This is a genomic window from Streptomyces caniscabiei (assembly GCF_014930365.1).
GTDB lineage: Bacteria > Actinomycetota > Actinomycetes > Streptomycetales > Streptomycetaceae > Streptomyces > Streptomyces caniscabiei.
The window spans coordinates 38,346-58,756 of the sequence record NZ_JABXWI010000007.1 but is presented as its reverse complement, the minus strand read 5'-3'; the positions used below and the strand labels follow the sequence as shown (position 1 = coordinate 58,756).

Annotated in this window: 21 protein-coding genes; 8 read left to right on the top strand and 13 right to left on the bottom strand. The window is 72.1% G+C overall.

What is annotated here, in order from left to right:
- Positions 1-2: 2 nt before the first annotated feature.
- The 6 genes from HW837_RS20195 to HW837_RS20170 form a co-directional block, all read right to left on the bottom strand.
- Positions 3-773 carry a cytochrome c biogenesis CcdA family protein gene (locus HW837_RS20195; protein WP_193381984.1) on the bottom strand — a complete coding sequence of 257 codons (771 nt, stop codon included), beginning with the start codon at positions 771-773 and terminating at the stop codon, positions 3-5.
- 31 nt (positions 774-804) lie between these two features.
- On the bottom strand, positions 805-1,404 hold the full coding sequence (locus tag HW837_RS20190) for a TlpA family protein disulfide reductase (protein WP_045559313.1): 600 nt from the start codon (positions 1,402-1,404) through the stop codon (positions 805-807).
- Between the two features lie 65 nt (positions 1,405-1,469).
- Entirely contained in the window at positions 1,470-2,738 is a 1,269-nt protein-coding gene (locus tag HW837_RS20185) for a polysaccharide deacetylase family protein (RefSeq protein ID WP_045559312.1), read from the bottom strand.
- A gap of 699 nt (positions 2,739-3,437) precedes the next feature.
- The gene (locus HW837_RS20180; protein ID WP_045559311.1) at positions 3,438-4,112 is read right to left on the bottom strand and encodes a histidine phosphatase family protein; all 675 of its coding nucleotides are present in this window, start codon (positions 4,110-4,112) and stop codon (positions 3,438-3,440) included.
- A complete protein-coding gene (gene hemL, locus HW837_RS20175) occupies positions 4,109-5,428 on the bottom strand; it encodes a glutamate-1-semialdehyde 2,1-aminomutase (RefSeq protein WP_193381983.1) in 1,320 nt (439 codons plus the stop codon). The genes HW837_RS20180 and hemL overlap by 4 nt, the downstream gene beginning before the upstream one ends.
- Before the next feature lie 505 nt (positions 5,429-5,933).
- Positions 5,934-6,335 (bottom strand): hypothetical protein, encoded by a 402-nt coding sequence (locus HW837_RS20170; protein WP_193381982.1) that lies wholly within the window; start codon positions 6,333-6,335, stop codon positions 5,934-5,936.
- A gap of 213 nt (positions 6,336-6,548) precedes the next feature.
- Between HW837_RS20170 and HW837_RS20165 the strand changes: the two genes are divergently transcribed.
- On the top strand, positions 6,549-6,986 hold the full coding sequence (locus HW837_RS20165; RefSeq protein ID WP_003974483.1) for a hypothetical protein: 438 nt from the start codon (positions 6,549-6,551) through the stop codon (positions 6,984-6,986).
- Between the two features lie 59 nt (positions 6,987-7,045).
- On the opposite strand, the gene HW837_RS20160 is transcribed toward HW837_RS20165, so the two are convergent.
- Positions 7,046-7,903 (bottom strand): helix-turn-helix domain-containing protein, encoded by an 858-nt coding sequence (locus tag HW837_RS20160; protein ID WP_193381981.1) that lies wholly within the window; start codon positions 7,901-7,903, stop codon positions 7,046-7,048.
- Positions 7,904-8,122: 219 nt separating this feature from the next.
- Here HW837_RS20160 and HW837_RS20155 point away from each other — a divergent pair, with 219 nt between their 5' ends.
- The 5 genes from HW837_RS20155 (at position 8,123) to HW837_RS20135 (ending at position 11,772) form a co-directional block, all read left to right on the top strand.
- Complete coding sequence (locus HW837_RS20155) at positions 8,123-8,326, top strand: hypothetical protein (RefSeq protein WP_045559308.1); 204 nt, start codon at positions 8,123-8,125, stop codon at positions 8,324-8,326.
- A 187-nt stretch (positions 8,327-8,513) separates the two neighbouring features.
- Entirely contained in the window at positions 8,514-9,407 is an 894-nt protein-coding gene (gene bla / locus HW837_RS20150; protein WP_045559307.1) for a class A beta-lactamase, read from the top strand.
- Between the two features lie 223 nt (positions 9,408-9,630).
- Positions 9,631-10,845 carry a pyridoxal phosphate-dependent aminotransferase gene (locus HW837_RS20145; RefSeq protein WP_177261810.1) on the top strand — a complete coding sequence of 405 codons (1,215 nt, stop codon included), beginning with the start codon at positions 9,631-9,633 and terminating at the stop codon, positions 10,843-10,845.
- Positions 10,846-10,860: 15 nt separating this feature from the next.
- The gene (locus tag HW837_RS50370; protein WP_390623567.1) at positions 10,861-11,130 is read left to right on the top strand and encodes a S8 family serine peptidase; all 270 of its coding nucleotides are present in this window, start codon (positions 10,861-10,863) and stop codon (positions 11,128-11,130) included.
- 246 nt (positions 11,131-11,376) lie between these two features.
- The gene (locus tag HW837_RS20135; RefSeq protein ID WP_045559305.1) at positions 11,377-11,772 is read left to right on the top strand and encodes a TOBE domain-containing protein; all 396 of its coding nucleotides are present in this window, start codon (positions 11,377-11,379) and stop codon (positions 11,770-11,772) included.
- A gap of 116 nt (positions 11,773-11,888) precedes the next feature.
- Here the strand turns inward: HW837_RS20135 and HW837_RS20130 are convergent, their stop codons facing one another.
- A complete protein-coding gene (locus tag HW837_RS20130) occupies positions 11,889-12,872 on the bottom strand; it encodes a phosphotransferase enzyme family protein (protein ID WP_045559304.1) in 984 nt (327 codons plus the stop codon).
- Positions 12,873-12,887: 15 nt separating this feature from the next.
- Positions 12,888-13,511 carry an ATP-binding protein gene (locus HW837_RS20125; RefSeq protein WP_234442625.1) on the bottom strand — a complete coding sequence of 208 codons (624 nt, stop codon included), beginning with the start codon at positions 13,509-13,511 and terminating at the stop codon, positions 12,888-12,890.
- 375 nt (positions 13,512-13,886) lie between these two features.
- Between HW837_RS20125 and HW837_RS20120 the strand changes: the two genes are divergently transcribed.
- On the top strand, positions 13,887-14,651 hold the full coding sequence (locus HW837_RS20120; protein ID WP_193381978.1) for a transglutaminase domain-containing protein: 765 nt from the start codon (positions 13,887-13,889) through the stop codon (positions 14,649-14,651).
- 105 nt (positions 14,652-14,756) lie between these two features.
- Here HW837_RS20120 and HW837_RS20115 read toward each other — a convergent pair whose 3' ends face one another.
- Entirely contained in the window at positions 14,757-16,301 is a 1,545-nt protein-coding gene (locus tag HW837_RS20115) for a HAMP domain-containing sensor histidine kinase (protein ID WP_045559302.1), read from the bottom strand.
- Between the two features lie 12 nt (positions 16,302-16,313).
- Positions 16,314-17,069, bottom strand: a complete 756-nt coding sequence (locus HW837_RS20110) for a response regulator transcription factor (protein WP_093789526.1) — start codon at positions 17,067-17,069, stop codon at positions 16,314-16,316.
- 292 nt (positions 17,070-17,361) lie between these two features.
- Here HW837_RS20110 and HW837_RS20105 point away from each other — a divergent pair, with 292 nt between their 5' ends.
- Complete coding sequence (locus tag HW837_RS20105; RefSeq protein ID WP_193381995.1) at positions 17,362-18,666, top strand: glycosyltransferase family 4 protein; 1,305 nt, start codon at positions 17,362-17,364, stop codon at positions 18,664-18,666.
- A 27-nt stretch (positions 18,667-18,693) separates the two neighbouring features.
- On the opposite strand, the gene HW837_RS20100 is transcribed toward HW837_RS20105, so the two are convergent.
- Together HW837_RS20100 and HW837_RS20095 are read right to left on the bottom strand one after the other, a co-directional pair.
- Entirely contained in the window at positions 18,694-19,302 is a 609-nt protein-coding gene (locus HW837_RS20100; protein WP_093789528.1) for an FMN reductase, read from the bottom strand.
- Positions 19,299-20,411 (bottom strand): LLM class flavin-dependent oxidoreductase, encoded by a 1,113-nt coding sequence (locus HW837_RS20095; protein ID WP_193381994.1) that lies wholly within the window; start codon positions 20,409-20,411, stop codon positions 19,299-19,301. Before HW837_RS20095 ends, HW837_RS20100 begins: the two co-directional genes overlap by 4 nt.

Sequence of the window (20,411 nt, the reverse complement as noted above, 5' to 3'; positions counted from 1 at the left end):
GCTCAGATCCCAGGGGTGAAGCCGGAGGACCAGACCTGCATCTCCTGAACGATGCGGTCCCAGGCGCCGGTCAGCATGAGCAGTCCGATCGTGATCATCATGCCGCCGCCGATGCGCAGCACCCACGCGTAGTGCCGCTTGACCCAGGCGAAGGCGCCGAGCGCCTTGCGGAAGGCCACCGCGGCGAGCACGAAGGGCAGGCCCAGCCCCAGACAGTACGCCACCATCAGCAGGGCGCCTCGACCGGCGCTGGCCTGTTCGAGGGCGAGGGCGTTGACCGAGGCGAGGGTGGGTCCGATGCAGGGCACCCAGCCGATGCCGAAGAGCGCACCGAGTATCGGGGCGCCCACCAGACCGGTGGTGGGCTTGGTGTGGAAGCGGAACTCGCGCTGGGTGAACCAGGGCATCAGCCCCATGAAGAACAGGCCCATGGTGATCATCAGGACGCCGAGCACCTTGGTGAGGACGTCCTGGTGCTCCAGCAGGGTCCGGCCGAAGTAGCCGAAGAGCGCGCCGCTGGAGACGAACACGAAGGTGAACCCGAGCACGAACAGCCCGGCCCCGGCCACCATCCGGCCCCGGCGGGCGTCCACCAGGTCGGTGCCGCCGACTCCGGTGACGTACGACAGATAGCCGGGCACCAGCGGCAGGACACAGGGCGAGAAGAAGGAGACGAGCCCGCCGAGGACGGCGATCGGCAGGGCCAGCAGCAGCGCCCCGTTGAAGACGGTCTCGTTCAGCTCGGCGGCGGTCGTGGTCAGCGCGGCAGCCATGACCGGATCGGACGTTCCCGACACCATCACGTCACTTCTCCGCGAGGATCGGCTGGAGCATCTTGCGCAGCTTCTCCTCGCTCAGCGCCTGCTGCGTGCGGGCCGCGAGCTTCCCCTCCCGGTCGATGACCAGGGTGGAGGGGATCAGCTGCGGGTTGAGCGAGCCCTTCTCGAAGCGCAGCAGCAGCTTGCCGGTGGGGTCGTACAGGCTCGGGTACTCGACCTTGTACTGCTCCTCGAAGGCGATCGCGGGCCGGGTGCTGGTGTCGCGGGTGTTGATGCCGACGAACTGCACGCCCTGGTCGGCGAGGTCCTTGGAGACCTTCGACAGGTTGGGTGCCTCGGCCCGGCACGGCGCGCACCAGGAACCCCACACGTTCAGGACGATGATCTTGCCCTGGTAGGCGGAGAGGTCGAGCTGCTCGCCGTCGATGGTCTTGCCGGAGAGGTCGGGCGCCGTGTCCCGGTCCCCCTTCTTCACCGTGGCGATCCCGTCGGAGCCGGTGATGAACCCGGTCTGGCCGCCACCGCCCTCGATGCCGCCGCCCGCACAGGCGGACAGCGTCAGCGCCAGGGCGGCGGCCCCGGCGGAGAGCAAAGCGGCACGACTGCGGCTCGTACGGACACTCATGTGAAAAGTTTCGCATGCCCGTTTCGGGGGCTTACGGCGGGGTCGACAGCCCCCATGCCCGCAGGTCAGGCGGCTGAACCGGCCCCCAGGAACTCCTTCCACCCGCCCGTCGGCTGCTGCCCCACACCGAGGGTCTGGAGCTTGGCGAGGACGTCCGGTGTCTGCGCGTCCATCCAGTCCACGAACTGCCGGAAGGACACGATCCGTATCTCCCCGTCCTTGGCCTTCTCCTTGGCCCGCGCGATGTGCTTGAGGGCCTCCTCGACGGCGTCCATGTAGACCCCGCCGTTCCACTCCTCGAAGTGGTTCCCTATGAACAGCGGCGCCCGGTTCGTCTCGTACGCCCGCTGGAACCCGGCGACGTACGCGCCGGTCGCCTGGGTGCGGTAGGCCGGGTAGTTGGCGGGCGGGGCCTGGGTGGAGTTCTGGGACTGGTTGTACATGATGTTGTAGTCCATGGAGAGCACCTCGAAGCTCCGCCCGGGGAACGGCACGGACTGAAGGGGCAGGTCCCACAGACCCTGCTTCTTCTTCGGCCAGACCTGGAGGCCGCCGGGCGAGGAGGAGTCGTAGCGCCAGCCCAGCTCGCGGGCGGTGGGCAGCAGGTTCTCCTGCCCCAGCAGACACGGCGTCCGCCCGCCGACGAGTTCCTTGTCGTAGTCGAACGGCAGCGGTTCGACGTCCGTCCACCCGCTGTTGGTCTTCCACTCCTTCACGAACGCCTTCGCCTGGTCGATCTCGCTGCGCCACTGCTTGGGCGTCCAGTTGCCGACCGAGCCGGTGCCGCCGCAGAAGTGACCGTTGAAGTGGGTGCCTATCTCGTGGCCGTCGAGCCACGCCGTGCGCACATGCCCCAGCGTCGACTTGATGTGCTCGTCCGTCAGATAACCGATGTCGGAGGCGCCGGGTGCGTTGTTCGGCGGCAGGTACACGCGCTTCTTCGACTCGGGGAGGAGATAGATCCCGGAGAGGAAGAACGTCATATGGGCGTCGTGGTCCCGCCCGGCCTTCAAGAACCGCTCGAAGAGGCCGTTCCCGACGTCTCCGGCTCCGTCCCAGGAGAAGACCACGAACTGCGGCGGCGTCTCGCCGGGCGCCAGCGCCCGCGGCTTCGCCGGCTGGTTCGGCTGCTTCCCCGTGTACGAGGTCGACCCGTCACCCAGCGGCTTCGCCGTCTTCCCCGGCTTCTTCTTCCCCGAGCCCTTGCCACCACCATCGGCCCCGTCGGCCGGGCTCGGCGTCCCCCCGAGCCCCGTACCGCACCCGGTCAGCCCCAGCCCGGCCGCCGCCCCCGCACCGAGTCCCAGTACTCCCCTTCGCGACAGTTCGCGCATTACGTCCCCCTTGGTCAGCTCACGCACCAGTTCACGTGAAGCACACCGTTTTAGAGGCCCACAAGGAAGCGACGGTTCCTTTTGATCAAAGAAGAACTCTGACGCCCTTTCAGGGGACGGGCCGTGCGCGAGCCCCTTCAGGAAACGCGAGGTCCGGTGGGCTTTCAGGGGCGGGTGCTCTGGGCGTTCTTTCAGGGGGCACGGGGCCTGAGCACCTTCCCAGGGGCGCGGGCTCCGGGGCGCCTTCCCAGGGGCGCGCGCTCCGGGCGCCTTCAGGGGCACGGGCTCCGGGCGCCTTCCCAGGGGCGCGGGCTCCAGGCGCCTTCCCAGGGGCGCGGGAACTGCACGAGGTCATTCAGGGGGCGCAGGGCCGGGGCACCTTCCCAGGGGCGCGGGCTCCGGGCTCCTTCAGGGGCGCGGGCTCCGGGCTCGTTCAGGGGCGCGGGAACTGCACGAGGTCATTCAGGGGGCGCAGGGCCTGGGCACCTTCCCAGCGGGCGCGGGGCCAGGGCGCCTTCCCAGGGGCACGGGCTCCGGGCGCCTTTCAGGGGCGCGGGCTCCGGGGCGCCTTTCAGGGGCGCGGGGAACTGCGCATCTTCTAGGGGCGCGGGGAACTGCGCGAGAAGCCCCACCGGACCCGCAGCTCCCCCACAACCCCAGCCGACCAGTCACCCAACAACCGGCCCCCAAGCGGAGCGCTCACGCACCGAAGGCCTTGTCCTTGCCCTTGACCGCCTTGGCCCCCGCCAGCAGATGCGGCGGCACAAGATCCCGCGCCGGCTCGCTGTAGCCGACGGAAACGATTTTGTCGCCCTGGTACGTGAACGTGGTCAGGGACGCGAGCGTGCACTGCCGCCGGCGCGGATCGTGCCAGAGCCGACGCCGCTCGACGTACGACCGCACGATCCAGATCGGCAGCTGGTGCGAGACCAGCACGGCCTCGTGCCCCCGCGCCGCGTCCTTCGCCGCGTCGAGCGCCCCCATCATCCGCACGACCTGGTCGACGTACGGCTCACCCCACGACGGCTTGAACGGGTTGACCAGGTGCTTCCAGTTCTCCGGCCGCTTCAGCGCGCCGTCGCCGACCCCGAAGGTCTTGCCCTGGAAGACGTTGTCCGCCTCGATGAGCCGCGCGTCGGTGGCGAGGTCGAGCCCATGCGCCTTGGCGATCGGCGTCGCCGTCTCCTGCGCCCGCTCCAGCGGCGAGGCGACGACGCGCGTGATGTCGCGGGGCGCCAGGTGCTCGGCGACCCGGTCGGCCATGCGCCGCCCGAGGTCGGAGAGGTGGTACCCGTGCAGGCGCCCGTAGAGGATCCCGTCCGGGTTGGCGACCTCGCCGTGCCGCATCAGATGGACGACCGTGATGTCACTCATGCTGCCGAAGCCTCCGCTGCTGCCCGCGCCGCCGCCGGAAGGGCGTCGGCGATCCGCTGAACCGCCCGCTCGTCGTGCGCGGTCGACACGAACCACGACTCGAACGACGACGGCGGCAAGTAGACACCCTGCGACAGCATCGAGTGGAAGAAGGCGTTGAAGCGGTACGACTCCTGCGCCTTGGCCTCCTCGTAGTTCCGCACGGGCGTCTCCGTGAAGAACACGGAGAACATGTTGGAGGCGTTCTGCAGCGTGTGCGCGACGCCCTCCTTGCTGAGCGCGTCGGTGACGAGCCCCTGGATCTGGACGGACACCGCGTCCACCGTGTCGTACGCCGCCTCGTCCAGCAGCCGCAGCTGCGCGAGCCCGGCGGCCGTCGCGACCGGGTTCCCGGAGAGCGTGCCGGCCTGGTAGACGGGCCCGGCGGGCGCGAGGCGCGCCATCACGTCGGCACGGCCGCCGAAGGCCGCGGCGGGGAAGCCGCCGCCCATCACCTTGCCGAAGGTCATCAGGTCCGGGACGACGCCGTCGATCCCGAACCACCCGGCGCGGCTGGTACGGAACCCGGTCATCACCTCGTCGGAGACGTACAGCGCGCCGTTCTCCGCGCAGACGTCCTTGAGCCCCTGGTTGAAGCCCGGCAGCGGCGACACGACGCCCATGTTGCCCGGGGAGGCCTCGGTGATGACGCAGGCGATCTCACCGGGGTGGGCGGCGAAGGCGGCGCGCACGGCGTCGAGGTCGTTGTAGGGCAGGACGATCGTGTCGCCGGCCTGGGCGCCGGTGACGCCCGGGGTGTCGGGGAGCGCGAAGGTGGCGACGCCGCTGCCCGCCGCCGCGAGGAGCGAGTCGACGTGACCGTGGTAGCACCCGGCGAACTTCACGACCTTCGCACGGCCGGTGAAGCCGCGGGCCAGCCGGATCGCGGACATGGTGGCCTCGGTCCCGCTGGAGACCAGCCGCACCTGCTCCAGCGGCCCGACCCGGTCCACCATCTCCTCGGCGAGCGCGACCTCGCCCTCGCCGGGCGTGCCGAAGGAGGTGCCGCGCGCGACGGCCTCCTGGACGGCGGCGACGACCTCGGGCCGGGAGTGGCCGAGGATCATGGGACCCCACGAACACACAAGATCTACATACTCGCGGCCGTCGGCGTCCGTCAGATACGGACCGGTACCGGACACCATGAACCGGGGCGTACCGCCCACGGCACGGAAGGCGCGCACGGGAGAGTTCACGCCGCCGGGCGTGACGGCCGCCGCGCGCTCGAAAAGAGTCTGCGAAACTGGGGCTTCGTACGGATAGCTCACACAGGCCATGGTGTCAGAGGCTCCGAAGATCCCGCCGACTGGTGTTTGCGCACACGTTTCGGCGAGCGGTCGCGGGGGAGGTCACTGACACGATGATCGGGTTGCGCGGCGGGGGTCACGCGGCCCAGAAATGCGTTCGGGTGGAGATATGCATCGCGGTGGCGGACTGGGCGAGGGGACCGGTGACCTCGGTCCTCGTCGTGCCCGGCGGGGCAGGCACCGGCGCGAGGCGGAAGAGGCCGCGGAGACCCGGCAGGAGCGGGGCGGGTCGACCGACCGCAGCGCGCCCGGCGAGGTGAGCGGGGCGGCCGGGCCGGGCCCGCAGCCGTCGTCGTCGCCGCCGGGGCCGCAGGGCGCGCCGCCGGTCCGTCCGGCGGGCCCGCCGACGCCGCCCGTGCCGCCGCTCCCCTCCGTACCGCCGCCGCCCGTGGGGTCGCCGGGGTCACAGCCCCCGTACGCACCGCAGGGACAGCCGGGCGTGTACGGTCCGCAGGGTGCACACGGCACACACGACTCACACGATCCTCACGACGCGCTCGGCCCCCACGACTCGCGCGACATACGCGACGCAGGTGATGTACGCGACGCGCGTGACGTACGCGACGCGCGCGGTTCGCGGGAGCAGCGCCAGGAGGTGCCGCCGCGCTCGCGTCGCCGACGCGGTGCGCAGGGCGACGGCGACCGTTCCGCGACCGGCACCGATCGGCCCGAGGCCGGACGTGACCGGTCCGAAGGCGGTCCCGACCGTTCCGAGAGCGGCCTCGACCGGTCCGAGGGCGGTTCCGACCGGACCCCGCCCGGCGGCTCCGAGCGGACCCCGCCCGGGGGCTCCGACCGGATCCAGAGCGGTGGCGCTGAGCGGATCGGGCGGCGCAGCCGTATGGACGGTATGGACCGTATGGATCGCGCCGATCATGTGGATCGTGTCAATCGTGTGGACGGAATGGATCAGACGGACCGGATGGACCGGCCTGACCTGGTGGATCGCAGGACGCGTGCGGAACGCAGGAGCCGCGCGGACCGCAAGGACCGTACGGACCGCATCGAGAGCGCGGACCGCACGGACCGGGTGGACGGCCTGGACCACGTGGTGGGCCGGCTCCGGGCGGGGAGCGGGAATGGTGGTCGGGTGGGGGTGACGTACAAATACTTCGGCGCGCCCGACGGCGCGACCGCGGCCCGCGTCCCGATCTCGATGCGCCCCGAGGAACTCGGCGGCGACGAGCTGGGCATGAACGGCATGTTCACCAAGATCAAGCCGGAGACGATGGCCGCGATGGTGCTGACCGGCATCGAAGGCGTCCCCCTCCACAAGGTGCCCCCGCTCGAACTGGTCGTCCTGCACCCCGACTACGCGGTCGTCAAGCTCCCGATGACCGTGGTCGACCCGCTGCGCGGCATCGGCGAGGAGGCGGTCGGCGCGGCGGCGTTCATCTGGTCGACGGTCCCGGACCGCGGCGGCCCCCGCGACGCGTTCAACGTCTACCAACTCCTCCACGAATGGCAGGACTTCAGCCACCGCCTCCACGAGGCAGGCCACCAGCCGTACTGCCTGGTCTGGCCCTGACCCGGCCCGAGACCGAGGCTCCATGAACTGCGGGCGGGGTTCCCGGAACCCCGCCCTCGTCATGTGCTGGGCGCGCCCGGTGACGGCGAGGGGTCAGGACCCTGTCGCGCCACGTACTCGTCGAGTGGCTGCAACGCGCCCCAGGACTGGTCGAAGATGGACGCGTAGTGCGCCAGGAAGACCGGGTTTTCGACGCTGAGCCCGGCGAGTTGCTGGCGGCCGGCGCCGGAGAAGGAGAGAAAGGTGACCGAGTCGTCCAGGAGTCCCGTGTTGTGCCAGGAGCAGGAGTTGTTCCAGGACATGACCCGTGCCTCGTAGGCGTACACGTCCCTGACCTCCGCCTGGTGTTCCCGCAGCCAGGCCAGATAGGAAGGCACCGGTACGCCGTCCCGCTCCGGGACACCGATGATGCGCCGAACGCTGGCGGACCCGTCGGCGTGCTCCTTGGCCCACTCCAGCACGGTCTTGTAGTAGGCGTCCGCCTCCGCGTTGAGCCACTGGCCGGGCGGATGGACCCGTACGTAGGTGAGCCGGATCTCGCGGCGAGCAGCGCGGATGGCGGCCGCCGCGGCCCGGTAGAAGGAGGGGGCGTCCGGATAGCTGACCATGTCGGCCCGCAGGGTTCTCGGCGGGGCCTCGGGCATGTGGTGCTTCAGTTCGTCCAGTTCGGTCCGGACCAGCCGCCACAGCTCCTTCCAGTGCGCCCAGTCGCCGCCCAGGGCGACGACCAGGCGCCGGGTGACCGTCTCGCTGGGCAGGCGGCGGCCGTTGAGCGCCTCGGAGACCGTCGCCTGGCTGCACTGGGCCCGTGCGGCGATCGTCTTGAGCTGCGGATCGCCCGCCGCGATGCGCAGCCGTCGCAACTCCGCGGCGAACCGCCGCACGGGCGGCAGCGCACCACCTGGGTAGCCATCCACGATCCCCCCAAGTGACGGACACGAACCGGATGGCCGAGATGCTCGCACCTCTTCCGTCGGCGGCGCTGAACTTCACCGAATTCCGCTGAAGAAGGCCAATATTCCGGCCTACTTCCCGGCGTATCGAGGCTCGTCGGATTCCCTGGACCCGTCGGTCGGCCGGCCGGTCGAATGGAGGACAGCTCAGCCGGAGTCCCGGGAAAGGGAGAGAACGTGCCGATGGATTTCGCAGCGTCACTTCGCCGCCACTACGTGACCTTTCTTGCCGTCCTCGTGATCGGCATCGTCCTCATCATCGTGTGCGACGGCGGGTCGGGGGCCGCCGCGTTGTACGTGGACTGCGCGCTCGGTGCGGCGGGCCTGCTCAGCGTCTACGCACTGGCGCCGCCCGGCGTACCGCCGCGGCACCCCCGACGGGGGTGAACGGGCGCCGTGACGAGAAACCGGTGGGACGGCGGTGGCGTCTTCACGAGTCGGAGTTCGAGTCGGAGTTCGAGTCGGGGAAAGATCACGACGACTCGGCGACGACGACTCGATCACGACGACCGGTATGGAGAAGATCTTGGCAACCACAGGTACCCGTCCACATCCCCGCCCTCGCCGTCGCGCGGTGCTCGGCCTCGGTGGGCTGGCGGGGCTGGGCGCGCTCGGTGTGCTCGGTTCCGGGGCGGCGTACGCCTCGACCGGCATCGGCGACGCGGGGCTCTCCCGGCAACTGGGCGAGTTGGAGCGGGAGTACTCCGCGCGGCTCGGGGTCTACGCCCATGACACGGCGACCGGGCGCACGGTGGCGCACCGCGCGGACGAGCGGTTCCCGATCTGTTCCGTGTTCAAGACGCTCGCCGCCGGGGCGGTGTTACGGGACCTCGACCGCGACGGTGAGTACCTCGCGAAGCGGATCCATTACACGAAGGAGTACGCCGAGGCCGCGGGCTACAGCCCGATCACGGCCACCGACGCGAACGTCGAGGCCGGTATGACGGTCGGGGAGCTGTGCTCCGCCACGGTCTCGCACAGCGACAACGGGGCGGGGAACCTGCTGCTGCGCGAGCTGGGCGGGCCGAGCGCGATCACCCGCTTCTGCCGCTCGCTCGGCGACCGGACGACCCGTCTCGACCGCTGGGAGCCGCAGCTGAACACGGCGGAGCCCTGGCGGACGACGGACACGACCACGCCCCGGGCGATCGGCCGGACCTACGCGCGGCTCCTCCTCGGCCGGGCCCTGCGGGACGCGGACCGTGAACTGCTGACCGACTGGCTGATCGCCAACTCGACGAACGTCCAGCGGTTCCGGGCCGGCCTGCCCGCCGACTGGACGCTCGCGGACAAGACCGGCGGCGGGACGGCGTACGGGGTCGCCAACGATGTCGGCGTCGTCTGGCCGCCCGGCCGCCCGCCCCTGGTCCTGTCCGTCCTGTCGACGAAGCACGACCCCGCGGGCCCCACGGACAACCCGCTGGTGGCCCGGGCGGCGGGCCTGGTGGCCGGGGCCCTCACGGCGTAGCGGATGTGGGGGGCGGGGTTCGCCGGCGGGCGCGGGTCCGGTGGGGCTTCTCGCGCAGTTCCCCGCGGGCCTGGTCTTTCAGGGGCGCGGGGAACTGCGCGACCAGCCCCCACTCACCCGCACCCGCCGACGAGACCGCCACCCCCGACCCATGGGGCGCTCACCTGTCCGTACCTCGGTCCTCGCTGGCCTCCGGGACCCCCCGGGCCGCAGCATGGGCCGTATGAGCAACACGAGCAGCAGTGCGGGCAGCGCGGGCGGGGTACGGGTCTCTCGGCGGGCCCGTGCCGTCGAGCCCTTCTACGCCATGGAGTTCGCCAAGCAGGCCGCCGCGCTGACCGCCCAGGGCCATGACGTCGTCAAACTCAGCCTCGGGGAACCGGACTTCGGCGCGCCCCCGGCCGTCGTGGAGGCCATGCGGGAGGTGATGGACGGGCGGCCGATGACGTACACGGCGGCGCTCGGGCTGCCCGCCCTGCGCGAGGCCATCGCCGGCTTCTACGGCGACCGGCACGGCGTCGAGGTCGACCCCGGCCGGGTCGTCGTCACGGCCGGCGCCTCGGCCGCGCTCGTGCTGGCCACCGCCGCGCTCGTCGACCCCGGCGACGAGGTCCTCATCGGCGACCCCTCCTACCCGTGCAACCGGCAGATCGTCGAGAGCTTCGGCGCCGACGTCACCCTCGTGCCCACCACCGCCGCGAGCCGGTTCCAGCTGGACGCGGCGGCGGTACGGGCGCACTGGACGGACCGTACGCGCGGTCTCATGGTCGCCACCCCGTCCAACCCGACCGGCACCTCCGTCCCGGCCGACGAGCTCGCCGCTCTCTGCGACCTGGCCCGCGAGCGGGACGCGTGGCGCCTCGTCGACGAGATCTACCTCGACCTCGGCGACCACGACGAACGGGGCCGGCCGCCGAGCAGCGCGCTGTCGTACGACCCCGGTGCCGTCGTGATCAACAGCTTCTCGAAGTACTTCGGCATGACCGGCTGGCGGCTCGGCTGGTGCGTCGTCCCCGAGGCCCTCGTACCGGCCCTGGAGCGCCTCGCCCAGAACTACTTCCTCTGCGCCTCCGCCCCGGCCCAGCACGCCGCCCTCGCCTGCTTCACCCCCGAGTCCCTCGCGGTGTGCGAGGCGCGCCGGGTGGAGTTCGGCGAGCGGCGGGCGCTCGTCCTGGAGGGGCTGGCACGGATCGGGCTGCCGGTCCCGGTCCCGCCCGACGGGGCGTTCTACGTCTACTTCGACGTCAGCGGGACCGGCCTCACCTCCTGGCAGTTCTGCGAGCGGGCCCTGCGGGAGGCGCACGTGGCCCTCACACCCGGCCGGGACTTCGGCACACACACCGCCGACACCCACGTCCGCCTCTCCTACGCGGCCTCCTCGGACGAACTGCGTGAAGGGATCGCCCGGTTGGGGAAGTTCATGACCGCGCTGCGGTGAGGCGAAGGACGGCGGGTGCGGGGCTCATGCGGTGGGTGCGGTGGGTGCTCCGCCCTTGTCGTCGGCGGCTTCAACGACGCCCAGTACCCGGCGGGTTACCCGGGCGTGATCGCGGTCGCCGCGCTCCAGCAGGACGGCACCCGGGCCGCCTTCTCCACCGTACGGGCGTACAACGCGGTCGCGGCGCCCGGCGTCGACATCATGAGCGCGAGCAGTTCCGGCGGCTGCGCGACGACGACGGGACCTCGCCCGCGACGGCCCTGGCCTCCGGTGTCGTCGCGCTGATGCTCTCCCGCCCGCTGGACGGGTACGGCGTCATCGACGTGCCCGCCGCGATCGGGGCCGCCGCGCGGCCGTCGGCGGACCGGACCGAGCCGGTGGCGTACCAGGGCGAGGAGCACCCCGGCACGCCGGACGGCACCCCGAAGACCAAGCACCCCGCGCTGAAGACGGACCTGGTGGCGATCGGGGGCGGCGCGGCGCCGGGGCGCGCTGAGGCGTGGGCGCGCCGGGGCGCATATCTTGGCGCCCATGCAGTCCTACACGATCGGGCAGGCCGCGCGACTGCTCGGGGTCAGCCCCGACACCGCGCGGCGCTGGGCGGACGCGGGCCGGGTGGCGACGCGGCGCGACGAGAGCGGGCGTCGGCTCATCGACGGGAAGGACCTCGCGGCCTTCTCGGTGCGGCTGGCGCGGGACGCCGCCGACGAGGCGGAGGTCCCGTACACGTCGGCGCGCAACGCCTTCGCCGGCATCGTCACCGCCGTGAAGCTCGGTGACGTGGCGGCCCAGGTCGAGATCCAGGCGGGCCCGCACCGCCTGGTCTCGCTGCTCACCCGGGAGGCCGTGGAGGAACTGGGCCTGGAGGTCGGCATGGAGGCCACGGCCCGGGTGAAGTCCACGAACGTCCACATCGACCGCACCTGAACGCGGCCCCCGACGACCACGCCCTCAACGCGGCCCCCGACGCCCCCACTTGAACGCGGCCCACCGACGCCCGGCGGGACGGCAGCGGCGCGGAGGCCTTCCCGCCCCCGGGACCCTCACCATTCGGCGGCCAGGACCCGCGCAAGCCGGGAGACGGCGGCCGGGTCCGGCAGGTTCCCCAGCAGGCCGGCGACCTGACCGCTCGCGAACTCCCGCTGTTCCGGGGTCGCCTGCGGATCGATCGCGGATTCGGCCTGCACGCGGACGTAGTTGAGGTCCGTCGCGACGAGCAGGGAGAAGGACTCCACGCCCTCGACGACCGCGGGCCCTCCGGCGTCCAGGTAGCCGCGCACCAACCGGCGGGCGGAGTCGGCACGGAAGTCGTTGCCGCCGGCCCATACGTGGACGGCGCGGGCGAGTTCACGGGCCGCCGGGACGGGTCCGGCGTTGTCCCAGTCGAGCAGGGCGGGGCCGGAGGGGCCCACCAGCACGTTCTGCGGCCGCATGTCGAGGTGGGAGATCACGGTGTCCGCGCCTCCGGACGGTGTGACGTGGCGGGCCAGTTCCACCGCCTCCGTGGCCGCGAACCGCTCCAGCGTGTCCGCCCACGGCACGCCGGCCCGCCGGGCGCCCTCGCACACCGCGGCCCAGTCCGCTTCCCCGGGACACCGCTCGTACCAGTCGTTCACGGGCTCCTTCGCCCCCTCGCCCGCGCGGTGCAGCAGCGCCAGGGTCCGCCCGCACCAGGCGAGGTTCTCCGGGTCGCGGGGGTCCGCCTCGCTCCCGTCGACCCAGTCGTACAGCTTCACGTACGACCCGCCCATCGACTCCGGCAGCCGTGTCACGTACGCCCCGTCCCGGTCGGCGTGGAACCGGGGCGCCGCGATCCCGAGCCCCTGCGCCGCGTTCCGTAACGCGGCCTCCCGGGCGACCTGTTCCTCGTCGCACCCGAAGAGCAGTTCCTTGACCGCCCATGCCGCACCGCTCCCGTCCGAGAGCCGCCAGATCCGCCCCAACGCCCCCCGTGCGACGGGCACCATCTCCCAGGCCCGGCCCACGAGCCCGTACACGTCCGCGACAAACCCGGCCCTGCTCCGCATGCCCCACCGTCCCGCTCAGCCCGTCGAACTCCTGTCCCCCGCCATGTAATACGGGGGAGCCACCGGACCCAAACGGTTTGTGGGGGCCGTCGGACCTGGGCCGGTTTCCGCGGGCCGTCCGGCCCGGGCCGTCGGGCGCTGGTTCGGAGCCGCCAGGTCGAACCAGACCGCCTTGCCGTCGGGGAGGACGAGGCCGCCGTCGGGCGGGAGGGCGACGGCGGTGCCCCAGTGGCCGGCGGCGGTGCCCCAGTGGCCCTCGGTGAGGGCGTCCACGAGGTAGAGGCCGCGGCCGCCCTCCTCCCAGCCGCCCGGGGTCAACTCCCGCATGACCGGCGGGTTCTCGTCGCCGTCGAAGACGATGACCCGGACGCGCCAGGCCTCCACCGCCAGCCAGAGAACCGATCCTCCACCTTTGGCGTGCACACAGGCGTTCGTGACCAGCTCGGACGTGCACAGGGCGGCCGCGTCGACGAGGGTGTCGAGGCCGAGGGCGCGCAGGACGGTGGCGACGAAGTCGCGGGCGATGAGCGGTGAGGTGTCGAGGGACGGACAGAACAGGGTGTACGTCGTCGCCGCGGACGAGAGCCAGGGGGCGGCGCTGGGGATCGGGGCGCGGAGACTGCGGGCGGTTTCGGTCATGGGTGATCAACTCCGTTGCGACGAGAAGGGATTCGCTGGCGTCCCTACCGCGCCTGTGGCTCCTCCTCGGGTGTCGACGGCCCGGGGTGCGCTTTCAACTGGCGGTACACGTGAGTAATCATCAGTCATCGTTCGAGCACTCTCCGTGAGCGCAGGAATGACCGTAGTCGGCACGTTCACACCGCCGCAATGGGGTCGGTGGAAGTACTACGAAAGCGCGTCGGAGAAGGCCCGGGACCCCCGGCCCGACCCTCACCCAGAGTGGCCCGCGAGCCGGTCGGCGGATCGTGTGATGATGGGCGGGAGGGCGCCCGCAGGGGACGGGCGGCGCTCCCCCGGGAGCGCGGACACAACGGGTACGGGGACGGAACTGTCATGACCAGTCGGTTGCTCATGTCCAACAACGTGCAGGTCAAACGGGCCGCGGTGGCGGTGCGGGAGCCTTCGGGCGTGGTCGGCTCCACCCAGGCCACCGCGATCCTGGACCACGACGATCCGCTGGTCGGGGCGCTCGCGCGCCGGGTGCTGAGCGAGGCGACACCGCGCGACGCGCTGCGCAGCGCGCACCGGATCATCGCGCGGGACGTACGGCCGGTGTACTCGGTGGAGGATTGCCGGCGGGTGTCGCGGACGCTGCGGCTCGGGCGTGGCTCGTGCAGTCAGCGGATGGCGGCGCTGGAGGCGGTCGCGCGGGCGGTCCGGGTGCGGACGCGGGTGCGCGGGCTGCTGGTGGACGGGACCTTCTGGTATCCGCGGTTCCCTCGGCTGAAGCCGTTCGTGCCGGAGCAGGTCCTGCTGGCCTGGCCGGAGTTCAGGATCAGCGGCGCCTGGGTCCCCATCGGCGAGCTCTTCGACGCCCCGGCCGCGGGCGGCGACGGCTTCGCCAACAAGGGCGGCGAGACCCTCTTCGACGCGGTGGCCCGTACGGGCGTCCGGTGGGACGCCTGCGGCGCCGAGGCCGGTTCCGGACCGGGCACCGCCTGCGACCTCTCCGCCCGGGTCGTCGCCGACCTCGGCCACTTCGACGACCGCGACGAACTCTTCACCCGCCACGGCCAGACCCTGTGCTGGACGGCCCGCACCCTCGGCGAACCGCTCCTCGGCCGCTGGAGCGCGGGAGCAACCCACCCGACCGCCTGAGCCACCCACGCCACGCGAGCCGCGCGACGCGGCTCGCCCGGCTCGCACGGTGCCGGCCCCCACGAGAGGCCCGCCGGCCGCCCCCGGTCGGCCGCCCTCGCCCCGTCAGCCGTCCCGGCCCCCGGCGACCCCCCGCACCGTGAATCCGGTCACCAGGCCGCCGCCCTCGCGGCGGAACGCGAACGGGGCGCCGCCGTGGGCGGAGGCCACGGCTCTGACGATCGAGAGGCCGAGGCCCGAGCCGGGGAGGCTGCGGGCGTCGGGGGCCCGGTAGAAGCGGTCGAAGATGCGTTCGAGGTCGCAGTCGGGGACACCGGGGCCCCGGTCGAGGACCTCGACGCGGACGACGTCGGAGTCGTCGCCGGGCTCGCCCGGACCGGCCAGTCCGCCGACTTCGCCGTGGTCGCCCAGCTCGCCCAGACCGCCCAGCTCACCGAGGGCCCCCGCCGACCCCCGGGCTACCACGACCTCGATCGCCCCCATGCCGCCGCGGTCGAACTTGGCCGCGTTCTCGACCAGGTTGGAGACGGCCCGCTGGAGCGCCCCGGCCCGCCCCTCGACCGTCGTGTCCCCGGCCACCCGGACGACGACCTCGCGACCGGTGCGCCGCCGCGCGGTCCCGGCGACGTCCTCCGCGAGGTCGGCCAACTGCACCCGCTGCACCGGCTCGGTGCTCGACTGCCCGGCCGCGAGGTCGACCAACTCATTGACCAGGTCGGTCAGTTCGAGGGCCTCCTGGGAGAGGTCGTCCACCAGCTCCTCCCGCACCCGGGGCGGCAGCTCGTCGATGCGCCGCAGCAGGGAGATGTTCGTGCGGAGGGAGGTGAGCGGGGTGCGCAGCTCATGGCCCGCGTCCTGCACCAGCCGCCGCTGGTCCTCCTCCGACTGGGCCAGCCGGACCAGCATCCGGTCGAACGACCGGCCGAGCCGCCCCACCTCGTCCCGCCCCGCCACCGGCACCTGGATGCCCAGATGCCCGGTCCGGGCCACGTCCTCCGCCGCCCCCGCCAGCTGCACCAGCCGCCGGGTCTGCCGCCGCGCCAGCCACCACCCGAACAACCCGGCGGAGATGACGACACCGGAGACGAACAGCAGGGTCCGCTGCTGCAACTCGCGCAGCAGGTCCTCCGTGTCGCTGAACTCCTGCGCGACCTGCACCGCGCCCCGGCCGCCGCCGAGCGCGACGGTCACCACCCGGTAGCGATCGTTGCCCACCTCTACCTCGCCGTGCTCCACCGTCACCCCGGCCAGTGCCGCGTCGGCCGTACGGCGGTCGGCGTCACGGACGGGCAGGCCGGGGGCGCCCTTGTCGAGGATCTCGCCGTGCGGGCCGAGCACCTGGACGTCCGTACGGCCGGAGCGGATCAGGTCGTCGCGCGGGCCGCCGGTGTCGCTCGTCGCGAAGTCCTGCGGCGTCAGCGGGTCCTGCTCCACCAACTCCCGCAGATCACGTACGACCTCGGCGAACACCGTCTGCTCGTCGACCCGCACCAGCCGCGCCGCCGCGCTGTAGCTGAGGATCCCGACGAGGACGGTGACGACACACGCCACCGCCACGAACGACACGGTGAACGTGGCCCGCAGCGAGGGCACCGGCTTCAGCCGGGAGAGCAGCCGGGGCACCACCCGGACACCACGGGGCGGCGGCATCGCGCGCCGCCCTCAGTCTTCCCGCAGCGCGTACCCCACACCCCGCACGGTGTGGATCAGCGCCGCCGCCCCGGGCTCGTCGAGCTTGCGGCGCAGATAACCGACGTAGACGGCGAGGTTCTTGGAGCCGGGGCCGAAGTCGTAGCCCCAGATCCGGTCGTAGATGGTCGCGTGGTCGAGGACGATGCCGGCGTTGCGGACGAGCAGTTCCAGCAGGTCGAACTCGGTGCGCGTCAGCTCCAGTTCGCGCGCCCCCCGCCACGCCCGCCGCGCCTGTACGTCCATCCGCAGCCCCGCGGCCGTGAGGAGCCCGCCGGTGTCCGGAGCCGCGCCGGCGGACGGGGAGGCGCCGGGGGACGGGGACACGGCCGACGGGGCCGGAGCCGCGAAGCCGTCCGAACCGCCCGTCCGACGCAGCAGCGCCCGCAGCCGGGCGAACACCTCTTCCACGTCGAACGGTTTGACGACGTAGTCGTCGGCCCCGGCGTCGAGACCGGCGATCCGGTCGGCGGTCTCCACCAGCGCGGTGAGCATCAGGATCGGCGTCCTGTCCCCCTCCGCGCGCAGCACCCGGCAGACCTGGAGGCCGTCTATGCCGGGCATCATCACATCGAGTACGAGCACGTCGGGCCGGTTGCGGTGCGCCTGGGCGAGCGCCTCGACGCCGTCGGCGACCGCCGTGACCTCGTACCCCTCCAGGGTCAGCGCGCGTTCCAGGGCATGGCGGATGGCTCGGTCGTCCTCGGCGAGCAGCACGTTCTGGGGCACCCCACCAGTCTGCCAAGGTCACGGGCGCCCACCACCTCGTCACAAGCGCCGGACGGCCCTTCTTACCGGCCTCTCACCCCGACCGCGCGTCCGGCTTACTCCTCCGGAGCAGCGTGTCCGTGTGACACCCCGCCGCACGGGAACCCGGGCAGAGCGAGCAGATGGAGTACAAAGGGTCCGAACCAGCCAAACCAGCACCACCATCCACAACATCGGACAACTGTCCCACCTCCGTACAACTGCATCACCGCACCGCTCACGCCGTCGGGAAGGTAGGGCCTTGAGCCGCCGCATGAAGATCGTGTTCCTCCTGCACAACGCCTACGCCATCGGCGGCACCGTCCGTACGACGCTGAACCTGGCGTCGGCGCTCGCGGACCACCACGACGTGGAGATCGCCTCGATGGCCCGCCACCTGGACGAGCCCCGCTTCACGGTCGACCCGAGGGTCCGGATCGTCCCCCTGGTGGACATCCGCCTCTACAGCCCCGACCTGCGCGATCCCGCCCAGGCGCAGCCCGCGACGGACTTCCCGGCCGAGGACAAGCGGCACCGCCAGTACAGCCGGCTCACCGACCTCCGGGTCCGCGCCTATCTGGCCCGCAGCGACGCGGACGTCGTCATCGGCACCCGCCCCGGCATCAACGTCTACCTCGCTCGCTTCGCGCCCCGCCGCGCCCTGCGCATCGCGCAGGAACACCTGCGCCACGACGCTCACACCAAGCAGCTCCGCAAGGTCCTCGCCCGCCACTACCGCACCCTGGACGCGGTCGTCACGACGACGGCGGCGGACGCGGCGGTGTACCGCGCACGGATGAAACTGCCGGGCGTACGGGTGATGTCGGTGCCCAACATCGTCCCGGAGGCCGGGGTCGCCCCGTCGGACGGCACGGCCCCCGTCATCGCGGCCGCCGGCCGCCTCGCCCGCGGCAAGCGCTTCGACCTGCTCCTGGAGGCGTTCGCGAAGGTCGCCGCGAAGGAACCCGACTGGCAGCTGCGGATCTACGGCGGCGGCAAACAGCAGGGCCGCCTGGAGACCCTCGTCCAGGACCTCGGCCTCACCGACCGGGCCCATCTGATGGGTCCGCACACCCCCATCGAGGAGGAGTTCGCGCGGGCCTCCCTCGTGGTCAGCGCCTCCGACGCCGAGTCCTTCGGCATGACCCTCGTCGAGGCCATGCGCTGCGGGGTCCCCGTCGTCAGCACCGACTGCCCGCTGGGCCCGGCCGAGATCATCACCGACGGCGTCGACGGCCGCCTCGTCCCGGTCGACGACCCGCACGCCCTGGCCGACGCCATCCTGGACCTCACCGCGGACCCCTCCCTGCGCCGCGCCATGGGCCGGGCCGCCCTCGCGAGCGCCCACCGCTACGACCCGGCCCCCATCGTCAGCAAGTACGAGCACCTGTTCGCGGAGCTACGGGAGACCAGGCTCCAGCGCGCCTGGGAACGGGGGGCGATGAGGGCGAAGGGGTGGCTGCGGCGGAGGGTGCGTTCATACAAGAGGGCCGCCCCGGCGCTTTTCAGGGGCGCGGGGCTGTCACATATGCGACTCCGCCGCGCGGGCGCGAGCAACCACAAACAACCGGCAGCCTGACCACATCCGCACCCCTGACGGCGAATCTCAGCCCTGAAGCGCCGCCAGCCGCTCCTCGAAGGGAACGACGACGAACCCATCGGGCTCGACCGGCTCGACCGGCTCGACAGTCACCCGCCGGGACAGCCCGGTCATCAACCCGGCCAACTCCGACCCCGCCCGCTCGATCCGCCCGGCCAGCCCCTCCGCGCCCCAGTCCTCCGACGCGGCGTACACCCCCGTAGGCACGACAACAGCCCGCAGATACGCGAACAACGGCCGCAGCGCGTGCTCCAGCACCAGCGAATGCCGGGCCGACCCCCCGGTCGCGGCGATCAGCACCGGCTTCCCGGCCAGCGCGTCCCGGTCCAGCACGTCGAAGAAGGACTTGAACAGCCCGCTGTAGGACGCCGAGAACACCGGCGTCACCACCACGAGCCCGTCCGCCCCCGCCACCGCGTCCAGCGCGGTGGCGAGCCGCCGACCCGGGAACCCGTTCGTGAAGTGGTGCGCGATCTCCACCGCGAGGTCCCGCAGTTCGACGACCTGGACCTCGACGGACGCGTCCTGCCCGACCACGGCGGCGGCGAGCCGGTCGCCCAGCAGCCGTGTGGACGAGGGCACACTCAACCCCGCCGAGACGACGACAAGCTTCACGACACGCTCTCCTTCTTCTCCGCGTCCGCGTCCTTGTTCCCCGCCGCGTCCAGCAGCGAGTCGTGGGTCGGCGCGTCCGGCACGTCCGCCGGCCGCCCCTTCGCGAACTCCTCCCGCAGCACCGGAACGACCTCCTCGCCGAGCATGTCGAGCTGCTCCAGGACGGTCTTCAGCGGCAGCCCCGCGTGGTCGACCAGGAACAGCTGCCGCTGGTAGTCACCGGCGTACTCGCGGAACGCCAGCGTCTTCTCGATCACCTGCTGCGGCGAACCGACCGTGAGCGGCGTCTGGTCGGCGAAGTCCTCCAGGGAGGGCCCGTTGCCGTAGACCGGCGCGACGTCGAAGTACGGCCGGAACTCCCGTACCGCGTCCTGCGAGTTCTTCCGCATGAAGATGTGGCCGCCGAGGCCCACGATCGCCTGTTCGGGCGTGCCGTGCCCGTAGTGGGCGTACCGCTGCCGGTACAGCTCGATCATGCGCTGGGTGTGCTCGGCCGGCCAGAAGATGTTGTTGTGGAAGAAGCCGTCGCCGTAGTACGCGGCCTGCTCGGCGATCTCGGGCGAGCGGATGGAGCCGTGCCACACGAACGGCGGTACGCCGTCCAGCGGGCGCGGCGTGGAGGTGAAGCCCTGGAGCGGCGTGCGGAACTTGCCCTCCCAGGTGACGACGTCCTCGCGCCAGAGCCGGCGCAGCAGCGCGTAGTTCTCGACGGCGAGGTTGATGCCCTGCCGGATGTCCTGCCCGAACCACGGGTAGACCGGGCCGGTGTTGCCGCGCCCCATCATCAGGTCCACCCGGCCGTCGGCCAGGTGCTGGAGCATCGCGAAGTCCTCGGCGATCTTCACCGGGTCGTTGGTGGTGATGAGCGTCGTGGAGGTGGAGAGGATCAGCTTCTCGGTGCGCGCGGCGACATAGCCGAGCATCGTGGTCGGCGAGGACGGCACGAACGGCGGGTTGTGGTGCTCACCGGTGGCGAAGACGTCGAGGCCGACCTCCTCCGCCTTCAGCGCGATCGCGACCATGGCCTTGATGCGCTCGCGCTCGGTCGGCGCCCGGCCCGTGGTGGGGTCCGGCGTCACATCACCGACGCTGAAGATCCCGAACTGCAT